This is a genomic window from Actinomyces lilanjuaniae, assembly GCF_003606385.1.
In the GTDB taxonomy this organism is placed as follows: Bacteria; Actinomycetota; Actinomycetes; order Actinomycetales; family Actinomycetaceae; genus Actinomyces; species Actinomyces lilanjuaniae.
On record NZ_CP032514.1, the window covers coordinates 2890029 to 2903896 of the forward strand.

16 protein-coding genes are annotated in these 13868 nt (G+C 63.9%); 13 read left to right on the forward strand and 3 right to left on the reverse strand.

The window, feature by feature from the left end:
* Positions 1-50 precede the first annotated feature (50 nt).
* The 12 genes from ccsB (at position 51) to D5R93_RS15085 (ending at position 9537) form a co-directional block, all read left to right on the forward strand.
* Entirely contained in the window at positions 51-974 is a 924-nt protein-coding gene (gene ccsB, locus D5R93_RS12400; protein WP_119835464.1) for a c-type cytochrome biogenesis protein CcsB, read from the forward strand.
* The gene (locus tag D5R93_RS12405; RefSeq protein WP_120205517.1) at positions 967-1872 is read left to right on the forward strand and encodes a TlpA family protein disulfide reductase; all 906 of its coding nucleotides are present in this window, start codon (positions 967-969) and stop codon (positions 1870-1872) included. The genes ccsB and D5R93_RS12405 overlap by 8 nt, the downstream gene beginning before the upstream one ends.
* A gap of 208 nt (positions 1873-2080) precedes the next feature.
* A complete protein-coding gene (locus D5R93_RS14635) occupies positions 2081-2212 on the forward strand; it encodes a hypothetical protein (protein ID WP_259390628.1) in 132 nt (43 codons plus the stop codon).
* Positions 2213-2350: 138 nt separating this feature from the next.
* Positions 2351-3016, forward strand: coding sequence for a Rossmann-fold NAD(P)-binding domain-containing protein (locus tag D5R93_RS13440; RefSeq protein ID WP_162933973.1), 666 nt, complete (start codon positions 2351-2353; stop codon positions 3014-3016).
* A complete protein-coding gene (locus D5R93_RS12410; RefSeq protein WP_119835462.1) occupies positions 3016-3207 on the forward strand; it encodes a hypothetical protein in 192 nt (63 codons plus the stop codon). The genes D5R93_RS13440 and D5R93_RS12410 overlap by 1 nt, the downstream gene beginning before the upstream one ends.
* A 238-nt stretch (positions 3208-3445) precedes the next feature.
* Positions 3446-4270, forward strand: a complete 825-nt coding sequence (locus tag D5R93_RS12415; RefSeq protein ID WP_162933974.1) for a TOMM precursor leader peptide-binding protein — start codon at positions 3446-3448, stop codon at positions 4268-4270.
* Between the two features lie 182 nt (positions 4271-4452).
* On the forward strand, positions 4453-5601 hold the full coding sequence (locus D5R93_RS12420; protein ID WP_120205519.1) for a YcaO-like family protein: 1149 nt from the start codon (positions 4453-4455) through the stop codon (positions 5599-5601).
* Positions 5602-5633: 32 nt separating this feature from the next.
* On the forward strand, positions 5634-6443 hold the full coding sequence (locus D5R93_RS12425) for a SagB/ThcOx family dehydrogenase (protein WP_162933975.1): 810 nt from the start codon (positions 5634-5636) through the stop codon (positions 6441-6443).
* Positions 6444-6480: 37 nt separating this feature from the next.
* Positions 6481-7386 carry an ABC transporter ATP-binding protein gene (locus tag D5R93_RS12430; protein WP_162933976.1) on the forward strand — a complete coding sequence of 302 codons (906 nt, stop codon included), beginning with the start codon at positions 6481-6483 and terminating at the stop codon, positions 7384-7386.
* A gap of 58 nt (positions 7387-7444) precedes the next feature.
* A complete protein-coding gene (locus D5R93_RS12435) occupies positions 7445-8149 on the forward strand; it encodes an ABC transporter permease (RefSeq protein ID WP_243107098.1) in 705 nt (234 codons plus the stop codon).
* 73 nt (positions 8150-8222) lie between these two features.
* Positions 8223-8885, forward strand: coding sequence for a class I SAM-dependent methyltransferase (locus tag D5R93_RS12440; protein ID WP_162933978.1), 663 nt, complete (start codon positions 8223-8225; stop codon positions 8883-8885).
* Between the two features lie 97 nt (positions 8886-8982).
* Positions 8983-9537 (forward strand): CPBP family glutamic-type intramembrane protease, encoded by a 555-nt coding sequence (locus D5R93_RS15085; protein WP_423243334.1) that lies wholly within the window; start codon positions 8983-8985, stop codon positions 9535-9537.
* A gap of 208 nt (positions 9538-9745) precedes the next feature.
* Here D5R93_RS15085 and D5R93_RS12450 read toward each other — a convergent pair whose 3' ends face one another.
* The 3 genes from D5R93_RS12450 to nrdF form a co-directional block, all read right to left on the reverse strand.
* On the reverse strand, positions 9746-10603 hold the full coding sequence (locus tag D5R93_RS12450) for an ABC transporter permease subunit (RefSeq protein WP_120205522.1): 858 nt from the start codon (positions 10601-10603) through the stop codon (positions 9746-9748).
* A complete protein-coding gene (locus D5R93_RS12455; protein WP_119835453.1) occupies positions 10600-11532 on the reverse strand; it encodes an ABC transporter ATP-binding protein in 933 nt (310 codons plus the stop codon). The genes D5R93_RS12450 and D5R93_RS12455 overlap by 4 nt, the downstream gene beginning before the upstream one ends.
* 391 nt (positions 11533-11923) lie before the next feature.
* Complete coding sequence (gene nrdF / locus D5R93_RS12460; RefSeq protein WP_119835452.1) at positions 11924-12898, reverse strand: class 1b ribonucleoside-diphosphate reductase subunit beta; 975 nt, start codon at positions 12896-12898, stop codon at positions 11924-11926.
* A gap of 166 nt (positions 12899-13064) precedes the next feature.
* On the opposite strand from nrdF, the gene D5R93_RS12465 reads away from it, so the two are divergent.
* Positions 13065-13817, forward strand: coding sequence for a nucleoside/nucleotide kinase family protein (locus D5R93_RS12465; RefSeq protein WP_119835451.1), 753 nt, complete (start codon positions 13065-13067; stop codon positions 13815-13817).
* Positions 13818-13868 lie beyond the last annotated feature (51 nt).

The window sequence follows — 13868 nt, forward strand, 5'->3', positions numbered from 1 at the left end:
TCACACCGAGACTCAGAGGAACTAAGAGAGGAACACTGAGAGGAGCGACGATGCTTGAGTACTCCCAAGCCCTCCTGCTGATCACGACGGCGCTGGTCGTCATGTCCACCATCGCCTACCTGGGAGCCTTTCTTGCCGCCCGCACGGCAGCAGTGACAGCCGCAGCCGCGACGGGGACCGGTGGCGCCACCGTGGTCATCAACACCGGTGACGGTGACAGGACCATTGAGGTGACCGGGGGCTCCCAGCGCACCCCAACTAGGCGGTTCACCGTGACCTGGTGGGCGGCCAGGTCCACCCAGCTAGGCCTGGTGCTGCTGACCGGCTCCCTGGTCGCCCGCACGATCGCCACCGGTCACGCCCCCTTCTCCAACCACTACGAGTTCGCCATCTCCTTCGCGTGGGGGATGATGCTGGCTCAGGTGTACTTCGAGCTGCGCTACCGGGTGCGGACCGTGTCGATCATTGTGCTACCGGTGATCCTGGCGATGCTCGTCTACGCCTCGACACTTTCCTACCAGCCCAGCCCGCTCATGCCGGCCCTGCAGAACTCCCCGCTGCTGACCCTGCACGTGTTCACCGCCTCCCTGGGCTACGGCGCCTCTGTCGTCTCCTTCGCGGCCGCGGTGATGTACCTGCTGGCACCGCACGTGCGCTGGCGGGGCTGGCCCCGGCGGGAGGTCCTTGACGACCTGGGCTACCGGGCCACGGTGGTGACCTTCCCGATGCTCACCCTCATGCTCATCCTGGGGGCGCTGTGGGGCAACGTGGCCTGGGGCCGCTACTGGGGCTGGGACCCCAAGGAGACCGCCGCCCTGGTCACCTGGCTGATCTACGGCGCCTACCTGCACGCCCGGGTCACTCGCAGCTGGCGGGGCACCCGGTCAGCGTGGCTGCTGGTCCTCGGCTTTGCCGCCGTCATTTTCACCTACATGGGCAACCTGTTCTTCGGAGGCCTGCACTCCTATGCCTAAGCGCAGTACCGCACCCGACCCAGACGAGCCGGGTGACCGGGAGGACATCAAGGACACCCAGGACACCAAGGACACCAAGGACACTGAGCCCGAGCAGCAGAAGGCGGGTCCCGACGCACCTGACCCCGAGCAGGACAGCCCCGACAGCGCTGGCTCCGGCCGCACTGACCCAGACGAGGAGCTGGACGAGGAGGAGCCGGACCCCGACCAGGAGGACGAGGAGGGCCTCGACGGGGACAGCAGGCACAGCGGCAGACGCAGCGGCACAGCAGGTGCGGCCGCTGGAGGGGAGCCTGCCTGGCGCGCCGCCCTGCGTGGCTCCAGGTTCGGGCAGGTCGCTGTCCTCGCGGTGGCGGCCTTTGCCATCGCCATCGCCGCCTGGTGGGCTGTCGGCCCCCAGGATGCCGGACAGGCGGCGCAGGCTGAGGGGGCCGCCGTCACCCAGGTGGACGTCGACGGCGTCCAGCAGGCGCCCATGGTCGGGGACACGGCTCCCGCCTTTAGCGGCACCGACACAAGCTCCCAGGAGGTGGTGCTGGACCCGGAAGCCATGGACGGGCGCCCGGTGTGGCTCATGTTCGTTGCCACGTGGTGCACCGGCTGCCGCACCGAGATGCCCGACGTCCAGGAAGCTGCCGCCGCCCACGGGGAGGAGGTACGGGTCATCGTGGTCTACGTCGGGGAGGACGCCTCCACCGTGAGCGCCTACTCCCAGCGTGTGGGCAACGACCTCACCGAGGTCCCCGACCGGTCCCAGGCGGTCTCCGCCGCCTACGGGGTCATGGGCGTGCCCTCGCACTTCTTCATCGACTCCGAGGGCACCGTCCGCCAGACGAGCGTCGGCCTGCTCACCCCCGACCAGATGGCCCAGGCGCTGGACGGGATCACACGGGCCTGACCTAGGGGTGAGCCAAGGGACCCGGGTGTGCCCGCCCCTAGTCGAGCCTCAGCACCTCCCAAGGCTAGACCGGCAGTTCCGAACCCACATGGGAACACAAACCTATTGACAAGCCCGTATCCGTAACATAACATAGCACGTGTCGGCCGCAACTGAACAGTAGCGGCAGGCGCAATCCCAGCACCTCAAGGTCGAGCAAGGAGCAGCCATGTCCGAGACCGCGACCGCCCAGGGCTTCAGCATCGCGACGTACGGGGAGGAGGAGACGCTCTTCGAACCCACTGCGGCACGGTGCAGCTCATCGTCAAGCACCTGCTGCATCGCCTGCGTCAGGCTCTAGGGCCAGGTCGGCGGCACTGCCCGCCCGCCGTCTGTGCGGCAAGGACGCGTCACCCGCCGCACACATCGCTGTCCACGCGGGCAGTGCCGCCGGGCCTCCCGAACAGAAACGGCACTCAGACGACCAGGGACTATAGTTATGCAGCTCACCTATCTAGGAAAGAGGAAGACTCTGGGCGAGCGCCTCAGCAAGCAAACCCACGACGATCCGATCGCAGTTATCGACCTGATCTGCCTGAGCCGACAAGAGGCCCGCGACTTCGCCTCCACAGCATTAGCAGAGACACCCCCGCCACATAGTTTGGTGCTGTTGTCAGCAAAAAGCGGAGGCAGGGAGAGTGCCGATCTCATCAAGTACTACACTGAGTTGGAACATATTGTCAGGACCCACGTGAAGCCTACAGGGGTGCAGGTAAGGACTCTGCTCGCTCCCGCTGTGATAGAAGAACTCTCCCCGTACCTCACCGCGTCGGGAAAGATCTTCGGAAGTTACCCAGAGTCGGCGATGCCATGGGTGACCACAGCAGACCTGGCATCGGCGGTCACGACAATACAGGAAACTCCCGACGCCGCATCTTCAGCCGTGCCCGCAACGCTCACGGCGTCCGTGGAGCAGGCACTCAGCCATCTCGCCGGGAGAAAAGTCAAGCGCATTAGTTACCACCACCTTCCTCCCAACATTCTTGCAGACGCGTTCCGTCAACGCGGATTATCAAAGAATGACTCACAGGTTGCCGACCAGCTCCCCTACTACCAGTACCACGTCGGCCACTTACCACAAACCAACGCAAAGGAAAGGCTCTGATGGGTTCAGAAGTCAGACGCGGCGCACTCATCGGTGTCACCTGTGCAGCCATCGGCAGCGCCGGGTACTACCTTACCACGCCGGATATCGTCGGGGCGCTGTTCGTTGGGGTCATCGGACTAGCCATAAGCGTCGTCATCTTTGTCATCATGAGCATCGTCGGGCGAGGGCGGCACGATGACGAGCCATAGAGGACCGGCCACACCAGAGGAGCAGTCAGGAAAACCAGAGGGAGCGCCCGCGCAGGGCGCGCCGACGACCTACAGTTGGAACCCTCTTCTTGTCATCGAGACCGGCGACCATGAGATGCGCGTCCGCAGGGGCGACTCGGTGACCGTGCTAAAAGAGCCTTCCGGGTCTGTGGCACTATCGCGAATGGTGGAACTTGGTTGGCTTGACGCTCCAGCGTTTACGGCGAATAGCCGCGACATGAGCGACGAGATGGAGTACATCCTGGAGGGGCTGATCCAGAACGACATCCTCCGCCCGCACACAGGCCTTGATACGATACCGCCCGTCGTCGCAGAGTACTGCGCCAGAAGCGGTTACCAGGTCGAGGAGGCAGAGGCAACCAGAAGGCTTCACAGCACCAGACTTATAGTTTCTGGGGACAACACCTCTCTCGCAGACCTCCTAATTGCGGAGCTACGAAGTCTCGGCATCACCGTAGATACCCTAGACACCTTTGACGCCAAGGAGGGGCAGGACTTCACCCAGATGCCGGCCACAGCCGCGGAGAAGGGTCAGGAAAGCGTGGCGGTATCAGTACATCATGACATACTTTCCGAGGCGTCGCTGAGGCAGAACAGGCTCCTTGTGGAACAGCAGTTCCCCGGGCGGATCCTGTTCGTCGGCGGTTTTGACGGGAAACGGTCGGTCATTGGGCCATGGGTCGTCCCCGGAAGCAGCGCCTGCCTTCGCTGCTGGGCATACCGGTATCACGCCAACCTTATTAGTGTACCTGAGTCCGTCCGCCCAGGTGCACCCAAAAGCCCCTGGCACCTGCATCACCGACCGCGTGCACCGCTTCCAGCAGCAAACCGGCTTATCACCGCCCTTACCTCGGACCTCATAGCTGAGTATGTGACGCTCGGCCCTCACGCTCCCTCGTCACAACCCGGCACGTACAGGGTCATCGAGTCCTCTCGAAACGGCACAGTCCTCGACCGTCACCACGTCCTCCGCGTACCACGCTGCGATGTGTGCAGCCAGTCAAGGACAACCGGGTACCCGCAGGTGTGGCACCATGGCTGACCCTGGGCAGGAGTGGACAGCACTCGACGCAGTAGAGTCTGTGTACGACCGCTTTGTCTCCCCTTAACGGGAGTTGTCAACTCTCTCTATAACCAGCTCCATGAGACCGATGATATACCCGGGTATGCGGTAGGAGCCCGCGCATGTGACGGAGCACCGGTGATTGGTGCCCCGTCAATGAACTGAACGGAGGCGGCGCATTAAGTTATCGTGCCGCCAAGGTCGCCGCCATTGGTGAGACGATTGAGCGGTACTCCGCAGCCTACATGCCAGACGACCTATTCTTTCGCAGCGATGCACCAGGTACTGCCGACAGTGCGTTCCGGTACGACTGGAACCTATTTCATTCTCGTCAGTACGAGGAGGAAGACTTTCCGTTCGCCCCTCTGACGCCGGACACACCTACACTATGGACCTGGGCACGTGATATCGGCACGCAGCAACAGTCAGCGGTTCCTGCCGACCTTGTTTATCTCAGACCCCTCAAGTCCACCGGTGCCACCGTAGCATATGCCACCAGCAACGGGGTTGCGTGCAGCCTGACCATGCCAGAAGCCCTTGTGTCGGCTATCCTGGAAGCCTTTGAGCGTCACGCATTCATGCTCACGTGGCACGCCACCCTGACTCCCCCACTGATCGACGGCCCCACGCTGTTCAGGACGAGCCCCTTCTGGCACGATCATGTCGAGCCCACCAACCTGGACGTACGTCTGTTCGCCCTGTCCGAGCTCGTTGGCGTTCCCACCGTCCTTGCAGTGGTACTCAACACGGCTACCGCCTCTGCCCCTATCTCCTTCGGGGCCGCGTCAGCGCCGACGATATCCCGCGCCGCCGAGAAAGCCACGGTTGAGGCATTCCAGACTCGCGTATGGATCAAGGCTGAGCAGCGTTCTAGAAACACCATCAGGTTTGACAGCGACTGGCGCAAGACGATCCACAGTTTTGATGACCATGTGCGCCTGTACGCTGGACCGAACCAGGACCCCCTGTGGAAGGCAATTAGTTTTCTTACCGACGCCACCGAGGAGGAGCCTCACCCAGAACGCTTCGACCTGCCCTCCGGCCTTGGTCCCAGCGACTCAGTGAAGGAGTTGGTTGCAATTGCAAGACGGAGAGACGTCGAACTGTTCAACGTTGACGTCACTTCCCCGGACGTTCGCGACGAAGGGGTCGTGGTGGTGAAGGTCCTCTCTCCTCAGCTGATGCAACTCGACGCATCCTACGTTGGCCGATTTCTCGGTAATCCTGCTCTGTACTCCCCTCTGCCGTGGGGGCATGGCTCCGGGGGAGACTTCGACACGTTGAATCCCATTCCGCACCCATTTCCCTGACATAGGCGCCAGGCGGGCAGGAGGAGATGACTATGGACGGACCAAGCATCCACAGCGCAAATCTGACAACTATTGTGTACGGGGCCGGCGTCCCAGATGCTCTTGACTGCTCCGAGACCTGGTTCGAGGCGTCGAAGGTACGCCGCGAGTCGATGGGGTGGGACTGCCCGGGCATCCAGGTGCTGCAGAACTCTCCCGCACTGCAAGAAATCTCTTCCCGTGGTGCTAGAAGCTACGACCACCTTCCAAGGGTAAACCTCGGCGCGCCAGAGTATCCTGTTGCGGCCCTGGGGCAGGTCCTACTCGACCGAAGATCATCAGACGTATTCCTCGGCTCCATGACCTTGAAGCAGCTTTCGGGCCTGCTGCGGTACGGAGCAGGGATGACTGACGTAAAGGGCAGAAGCAGCCACCTACGCACTACGCCGTCGGCAGGTGCGCTACACCCTCTGGACCTGTTCTTCTACGGGCGGCACGTTGATGACCTCCAGGAAGGCGTGTACTATTACTTGCCACAAGAAAACCAGGCGGTCAAGATCGCTACCTCACTGGGGGATGCAATATCCTCCTCATTTTTCGACGCGGCCGGATCCTCGGACAGCGCGGTCATCATTCTCATCGCGTGCTCCTTCTGGCGCACGCGGTTCAAGTACGGACACAGAGGGCTCCGATTCTGCCTCATAGAGGCTGGGCACATGGCTCAGAACTTCCTTCTGCTGTCCACCGCCTACGGACTTCCTTCTCGCGCTCTTGGAGGATTTGTCGACGACGAGGTCAACGAACGCATACCTTCTCTCAACGGAGTCGACACGGCACTGCTCTACGCACTCGCCATCGGCTAGTGCCCTATATTGTCAAGCAGGTAGAACAGGAGGAGCGGTGACCCACGGATACGATACCGTTGTCGAGACGCAGGGACTGTCGAAGAAGTTTGGTGACGTCACAGCGGTGTCTGACGTCAGCTTTGAGGTGACACGCGGCAGTGTCGTCGGAGTCCTCGGCAGGAACGGTGCCGGCAAGTCCACGCTGGTTTCCATGCTGGTCGGACTGACGCCTCCCTCCTCAGGCAGCGTTCAGGTACTGGGCGGCGATCCTCGCGCAGCACGCTCACGCAGCAGGCTGGGCGTTGTTCCGCAGGACGTTGCCTTGCCGGGCAACCTCACGGCATACGAGCTCGGCTCCTTTGTCGCCGCCCATTTCCCGTCAACCACCCAGCATTATCGACAGGTGCTTCACTCCTGGGGCATTGAGGACTTCTGCTCCACAAGAATCGGGAGGCTGTCCGGTGGACAGAAGCGACGCGTTGCTGTCAGCCTGGCGTTCGTCGGGAACCCCCTCCTTGTTGTTCTCGACGAGCCGACCACGGGCCTGGACCCCGAGTCCCGGCGCGCTATGTGGAACAGGATGCGTGAGGAGGTTAGCAAGGGAATGACTGTGATCATCACCTCTCACTACCTGGAGGAGATCGAGTACCTCAGCGACCACATCCTCCTCATGGAGGCGGGCATGCTGATCGAGAACCGCTCGATCTCAAGCTTCCTGGAACTCAAGAGACAGGCGCGGGTCTCCTTCAACTCATCCGTCTCTGTGGACCAGGTCCACAGGGCGATCGGCCAGCAGGCAGAGATTGTTGCAGGCCGTCACTCCTTTGAGGTCAGGAGCCAAGACACCGACGCAGTCGTACGTGCACTTGTGCATGCCGGTCTTGATTTCCAGGACCTGCGTGTTACCGGGTGGAGCCTTGAAGACGTTCTTATGGAACGAATGGAGGAGCAGGATGCGTAGCCGCAGCGGCGCCGGTAGCCAGAGGGCGTCTTCCGGCGTCCTGGCAGCCCATCTGCGAATGGTCCTGATCGACACGTTCCGTGAGCCCACGGCACTGATCGGGAACGTCCTTATCCCAGTCGTGTGCTTTCTCTTCTTTGTGCTACCTAACAGAAGCGTCGTCCAATCGGCAGACGCCGCGACCGAGGCAACGCTCCAACTCACAAGCATGCTGGGGTTCTCCACCTGCCTGTTCGGCTACTCCGTGTCTGTGGCTCAGGACCGGGACACCGGATTCGGCCTCTACCTCAGAACCCTCCCCATAGGGCCGGTCCCCCGGTTCCTTTCAGTTGCTGCTGGGGCGCTAGCCGTCACGGTTGTCGGGGTTGTGCTTCTGTGGCTGCTTTCATTGGCCACAACCGCAGCCCGTCCATCACCATCCCTTGCTGCCGGGTTGGCAGCCCTCATCGTCACGATGGTTACCTGGGGCCTGTTCGGGGCCACACTCGGACAGGTCGTCAATGTCAAGACAGTCATCACCGTCGCACAACTGGTCTTCTTATCCCTGGCCTTCGCTGGGGGCATGCTGGTGTCGCCCGACTATATGCCAGAGGCACTGGACTCAGTCAGCACGTATCTCCCCTCACGTGCCTCGCGAGACCTGGTGTGCAGCCTGGGCAGCGGGCAGGGAGCCAGCACGACAACGGTGGTCATGAGCATTGTCTGGGCACTCGTCTTTGGAGTGAGCAGCGTCCTGGCCACTCGGTTCTCTCAGCGTCGTTAGCGTGTATGGAGGCACAATGGCTGGTGATGGCTATGTTGTCCAGGATGCTGTAGGCCGACCCCTGGAGCCGCACTTGGAGCACGACTTCTACACGGCGCTGCGATACGCGCGCCATACCCAGCACGAAGTTGGGCTCAGGTACTGGAAACACAGTGCCAGGGTTCTGGACGTAGGCTGTCAGCTGGGCGCTCTAGGCCAGGTTCTCGCGGACACTCCTCACGACTACACCGGCCTGGACATGGACAGTAGCGTCCTGGCGTCCGCCCAGGCCAGCCTACCGGCTGCACACTTCCTTCAAGGAGATGTGGAGAGTCCTTCCGTCACGAGGAACGGAACCTACGACGTCGTTGTCTGCAGCCTCGTCATCGGTCTGCTAAAGAACTGGCGACAGGCGTACCTGAACATGATTCGACTGACAAAGCAGAACGGTCACCTGTTCCTTGTCGACCTGCTGCGAAACCCGTGGCACCGGCCTCCAGGCGATCACTCAGTACTGCCGTACATACAGGAGCAGGTTGCGAGGTCACTAACCTGGCAGGAGGTCGAGGAGCTGGCCCACGCTGCGAGGTCTTGGGCTGGCAACCGCAACGTGCGGCTGCGACGTCTTCTCGACGACGGGACTCGGCTTGCCCCCGATGCGTCACACTGCGCACAGCCGGACCGGGACGGACTAAGCGTGTTCGAGCTCTGGCTCCATCCAGGGAACCAACTCCCCACGGAGCGCGACGGTGCGTAGCAGACCGGGAGCCTGTAACTCTTCCCTGAACAGCGCCATAACGCTGACAACACGTCTGCTGCACCTGGTTTCCACCGCCGCCGTTCCGCAGCTGATGATGCGGCTTGGTGCTCAGCACCAGGCGCTGTACTACGACATCCCGACAGTCCTGCTGGCCGCCATCTCTACCGGCACTGGCTGCGGAAGAACGCCCCGGCTGAGGGAGTGCAATGCACAACTGGGACATATTCCGGCCGGAGTCGCGTTAGGAGTTACATTCCACGCGGTCAGCAGCACGCTCATCACAAGGAGGGCTCCACGCTACCGAAAGTGTGTGCCTGATCCCTGGCTCGTACCGACCGCCGTCGCGGAAGAGGTCATCTGGAGGGCTAGCGTGAAGCACACAGAGAACGCGGCGCTGTCATTGACTAACAGTGTCCTGTTTGGCACTACCCACCTTCACCTGGGAGGCTGGAAAGCCGCAGCACACATGGCGCTGTTCGGCATAGCGGCAGAACTGTGTGCACGAGCAGCAGGACTACCGACCGCCATGGCCTTCCACGTTGCATATAATATCTCCCAGTTGTCCGCGCAACATGTCGCCAGTACCCAGTCACGACGGGGACAGCCTCTGTTGGGCACACACGCGCCAGCGCGTCAGGGCCGAGGATGACGCTGCACACGATTGCCTGCAGCTGTGCAACAACCCGATGACTGGAGCAGCACTGGATTACCGCAGCCATACACCTTGCCCACACGAGGAGCGCGACGCAGCAGGTTTGCGTTAGTGCCGCACAACCGGCCCATTACCGGAAAAAGATCCATCTCGCCCCGCCGGTGAATTCCGACAGTGCCATCTGGGCGCAGAGGTCTCAGTGGCGTCAGCCCCTGAGGTCGCGCCGGGAGAACGCCCAGCAGCCAAGGGCGATCAGCACCGCGCACAGCGCCCAGACCAGCGCGATACCGCCCCGGCCGTTGCCCGTCGCCAGGGGGCTCTCACCAAAGGCCCAGTGGTAGGGGGAGGCGACCAGCATCCACTCCAGGGTGGAGCTCGACTCACCGACCGCGTTCAGGCCGTAGCCGAGCACGGCGATACCGACACCGGCACCGACGGACCAGGCCCGCCGCCCGGTGAGCGCGCCAACCGCCAGCGCGCACGCCCCAGACAGCAGGCCCAGGCCGGCCCAGGCAACGGTCACTGTCACCAGGTGTCCCGCCGACAGTGACAACTGTGCGGGGCTATTCAGGGCGAGGATGAGCACGACGCTGACCACGGCGAGGAGGACGATCCGCACGACCAGTGCCACCACAGTCTCCGCCACGTACTGCACCCGCCCGACCGCGTGGGCCATCGTCAGCTCTAGGCGGCCGCTTTCCTCCGCACCCGCGATCGAGTACGACCCCCAGGTAGTCGCGGCTGCGACAACCAGGAGGAAGCCGATAAGGCCAAAGTAGGTGGCCTGCGCGTAGCCCGCACCTGTGGCGATCTGGTCAAAGCCAAGGGTGTCGCTTACGCCGGCTGGCATGGTGTCGATCATCTCGCGCAGTTCAGGTGTACGCAGCGAGGGGTAGACAGGCAGGTAAAGAAGGATGATAGCCGCCAGGCCGGCTGACCAGCCCAGCAGCCCGCGCCTGCCCTCCCCGAGCTGGCGCCGCAGGACCGGAACGGCCGTGGTGGCCCGGGCGGGGGAATCTGTGGTCCCAGCAAAGGCAGTGGTGGCTGATCCGGACGTGGTCATGATGCGTCTCCCGTGTGCTCGTACAGGCTGAGGACGGTCTCCTCCAGGTCAGGCTCCTCAATAGTGAGGTCGCGCACCGTGAAGCGGGACAGGGACTTGACAAGCGGGTCAGCCTGCCCCCGCAGCACGCCGGAGAAACCGACCTGGTCCTCGCCGATGCTGTGCAGGTCAAGGTCCTCGAGGTCGTCAACCCGGTCGGGGCCCGCGAGCGCCTCCCGGACCTCCTCCACGGTCGTGCCGCTGAGCAGCCCTCGCACCCGGGAGGTGCCGGTGAGCCGTAGCGAGGCGATACCACCCTCAGCCACGATCCTGCCCTGGGCGAGCACGGCGGCGAGGTCCGCGCTGTGCTGGATCTCGCTGAGGACGTGCGAGCTGAGCAGCACAGTCTGGCCGGCCTCGCGCGCCTCGCGCACCAGAGCGAGAAACTCCCGCTGGACGAGGGGATCGAGCCCGCTGGTGGGCTCGTCCAGGATCAACAGCTCGGGGCGGTGCATGAACGCCTGGATCAGCCCCAGCTTCTGACGGTTGCCTTTGGAGAGGGTACGTACCGGTCGGCGGAGGTCGAGGTCCAGGCGCTCGGCGAGCTCGTCAGTCACGCCGGGGGCCACCGGGCCGCTGATGTCGGCGAGGTGGCGCAGCAGCGAGGCACCGCTGGTGCGCTCATTCAGCCTCAGCTCGCCCGGCAGGTAGCCGATACGGCGCCGAAGCCCCGGCCTGGACGAGCGCGGTGCGTGCCCCAGGACTGAGACTGACCCGCTGGTGGGTCGGATAATGTCCACCAGCATGCGCAGCACGGTCGTCTTGCCAGCACCGTTGGGGCCGATGAGCCCGTACACCGAGCCGCGCTCGACGGCCAGGTCGATACCGCGCACGGCGTGGACCTTCCCGAACTTCTTGTGCAGGGACCTGACCTTGATGACGCTATTCATAGTCTCTCTTCCGGGTGAACGAGGGCCGTCAGCGGTTAAAGGGTGCTGGTGACGATGGGAACGCCGCCGCAGCACCCTCAGTGGTAGAGCGGCTCACGGCACCTCGCCACAAGACACGATTGAACAGGTGTTTAACACCTTAGAGGCGCCCCGTCCCACTGTCAACCCCTTGCGGCACAACCTCGCAGGAGCGGACCGGGGCCGCCCAGCGGCAGCTGGCGGCACGGCGGGCTTGAGCGCGATGGGGGATAGCAGACACGCCCCTGACGATGTGCCGCCGGGCGGGCACGCACAGAAGAAGCGGCCGCGACAGCAGTGTCGCGGCCGCAGAGAAGTCCCGCCCTGGCTCAGCCTCAGACGCAGGACCCGGACGCCCCAACCCGGCCGGGGCTTAGAAGTCCCAGTCCTCGTCCTGGGTGGCCTCGGCGGTGCCCATGACGTAGGAGGAGCCCGAGCCGGAGAAGAAGTCGTGGTTCTCGTCCGCGTTGGGTGACAGGGAGGCCAGGATCGCCGGGCTGACGTCGGTGGCCTCGGCCGGGAACAGTGCCTCGTAGCCCAGGTTCATCAGCGCCTTGTTGGCGTTGTAGCGCAGGAACTTCTTGACGTCCTCGGTCAGCCCGAGCTCGTCGTAGAGATCCTCGGTGTACTGCTCCTCGTTGTCGTAGAGCTCCATGACCAGGTCGAAGGTGTAGTCCTTGAGCTCGGCCTGGCGGGCCGGGGAGGACTCGCGTACGGCCAGCTGGTACTTGTAGCCGATGTAGTAGCCGTGGACCGCCTCGTCGCGGATGATGAGGCGGATGAGGTCGGCGGTGTTGGTCAGCTTGGCGTGGCTGGACCAGTACATGGGGGCGTAGAAGCCGGAGTAGAAGAGGAAGGACTCCAGCATGGTGGAGGCCACCTTGCGCTTCTCAGCGTCCTCCCCCCGGTAGTAGTCCAGGATAATGCGTGCCTTGCGCTGGAGGTTCTCGTTCTCCTCGCTCCAGCGGAAGGCCTCGTCGATCTCAGCGGTGGAGATGAGAGTGGAGAAGATCGAGGAGTAGGAGCGGGCGTGGACGGACTCCATGAAGGCGATGTTGGTCAGCACCGCCTCCTCGTGGGGGGTGCGCGCGTCAGGGATGAGGGAGACCGCCCCCACGGTGCCCTGGATGGTATCCAGCAGGGTGAGGCCGGTGAACACGCGGGTGGTCATGTTCTTCTCCGCCTCGGTGAGGGTGGCCCAGGACTGGACGTCGTTGGACAGCGGGACCTTCTCCGGCAGCCAGAAGTTGCCCGTCAGGCGGTCCCAGACCTCCAGGTCCTTGTCGTCGACAAGCCGGTTCCAGTTGATGGCCTGGACACGGTCGAGAAGCGTGATCGGCTCAGGCATGGGTCCTCCTGGTGGTGCGCGACGCTGGTCCTGTGGTGCCGCCATGCTACCGACGCCGCCGCGCGGAGACGACGGCGACCCGAACCGCACGCCTGCGGATCATCTCACGGCAGCACAGCCTCACAGCCGCTGACCCCGCCCCCGGCAACCGAGGGACAATCACACCATGGCCGACTCCTTTGCATCCTCCGCTGTACCACCCCTGACCCCTGACTCCGCCTCCGACCCCTCCGCCCCGTCTCCCCTTTTTCGCACCGGCTCCGCCGAGGCCCTGCTGCTCGGCCTGGTCGACCATCTGGCTACGGCTCTTGGCGAGGCTCCGTCCCGCCTCGTCGTCGGCCTGGCCGGGGCGCCGGGCTCGGGCAAGTCGACCCTGGCCACCCGGCTCCAGGACCTCCTGGCCCAGCGTGGTCTCCTGGCCGGCGCCGTCCCCATGGACGGGTTCCACCTCTCCAACGCCGTCCTGGACGCCCTGGGGCGCCACGACCGCAAGGGCGCGCCCGACACCTTCGACGTGGAGGGGCTCCTCGCCACCCTCGACCGGGTCCGCGCCCAGGACCTCCCGGAGGTCCTGGCCCCGGTCTACCGCCGGGACCTGCACGAGCCCGTGGCCGCAGGCACGCTGGTAAGCGGGCCGGGGGCCGTCGTCACCGAGGGGAACTACCTGGCGCTGGACTCCTACGGCTGGCAGGAGGTGAGGACCCGGATCGACCTGCTGGTCTTCCTGGAGGTGCCCGAGGAGGAGCTGGTGGCCCGTCTGGTCACCCGCCACCAGGACTTCGGCCGCAGCGCCGCCGACGCCGGGCACTGGGTGCGCACCGTGGACCTGCCCAACGCCCGGCTGGTCGCCTCCTCCGCCTCGCGCTGCCACGAGGTGTGGACACTGGCGACCACCTCTGAGACGATCCCAGATCAATGACGCACAACAAATAAAGCGCTCTTTGGGTAACAGACTGCCTCGGGAGGTCGC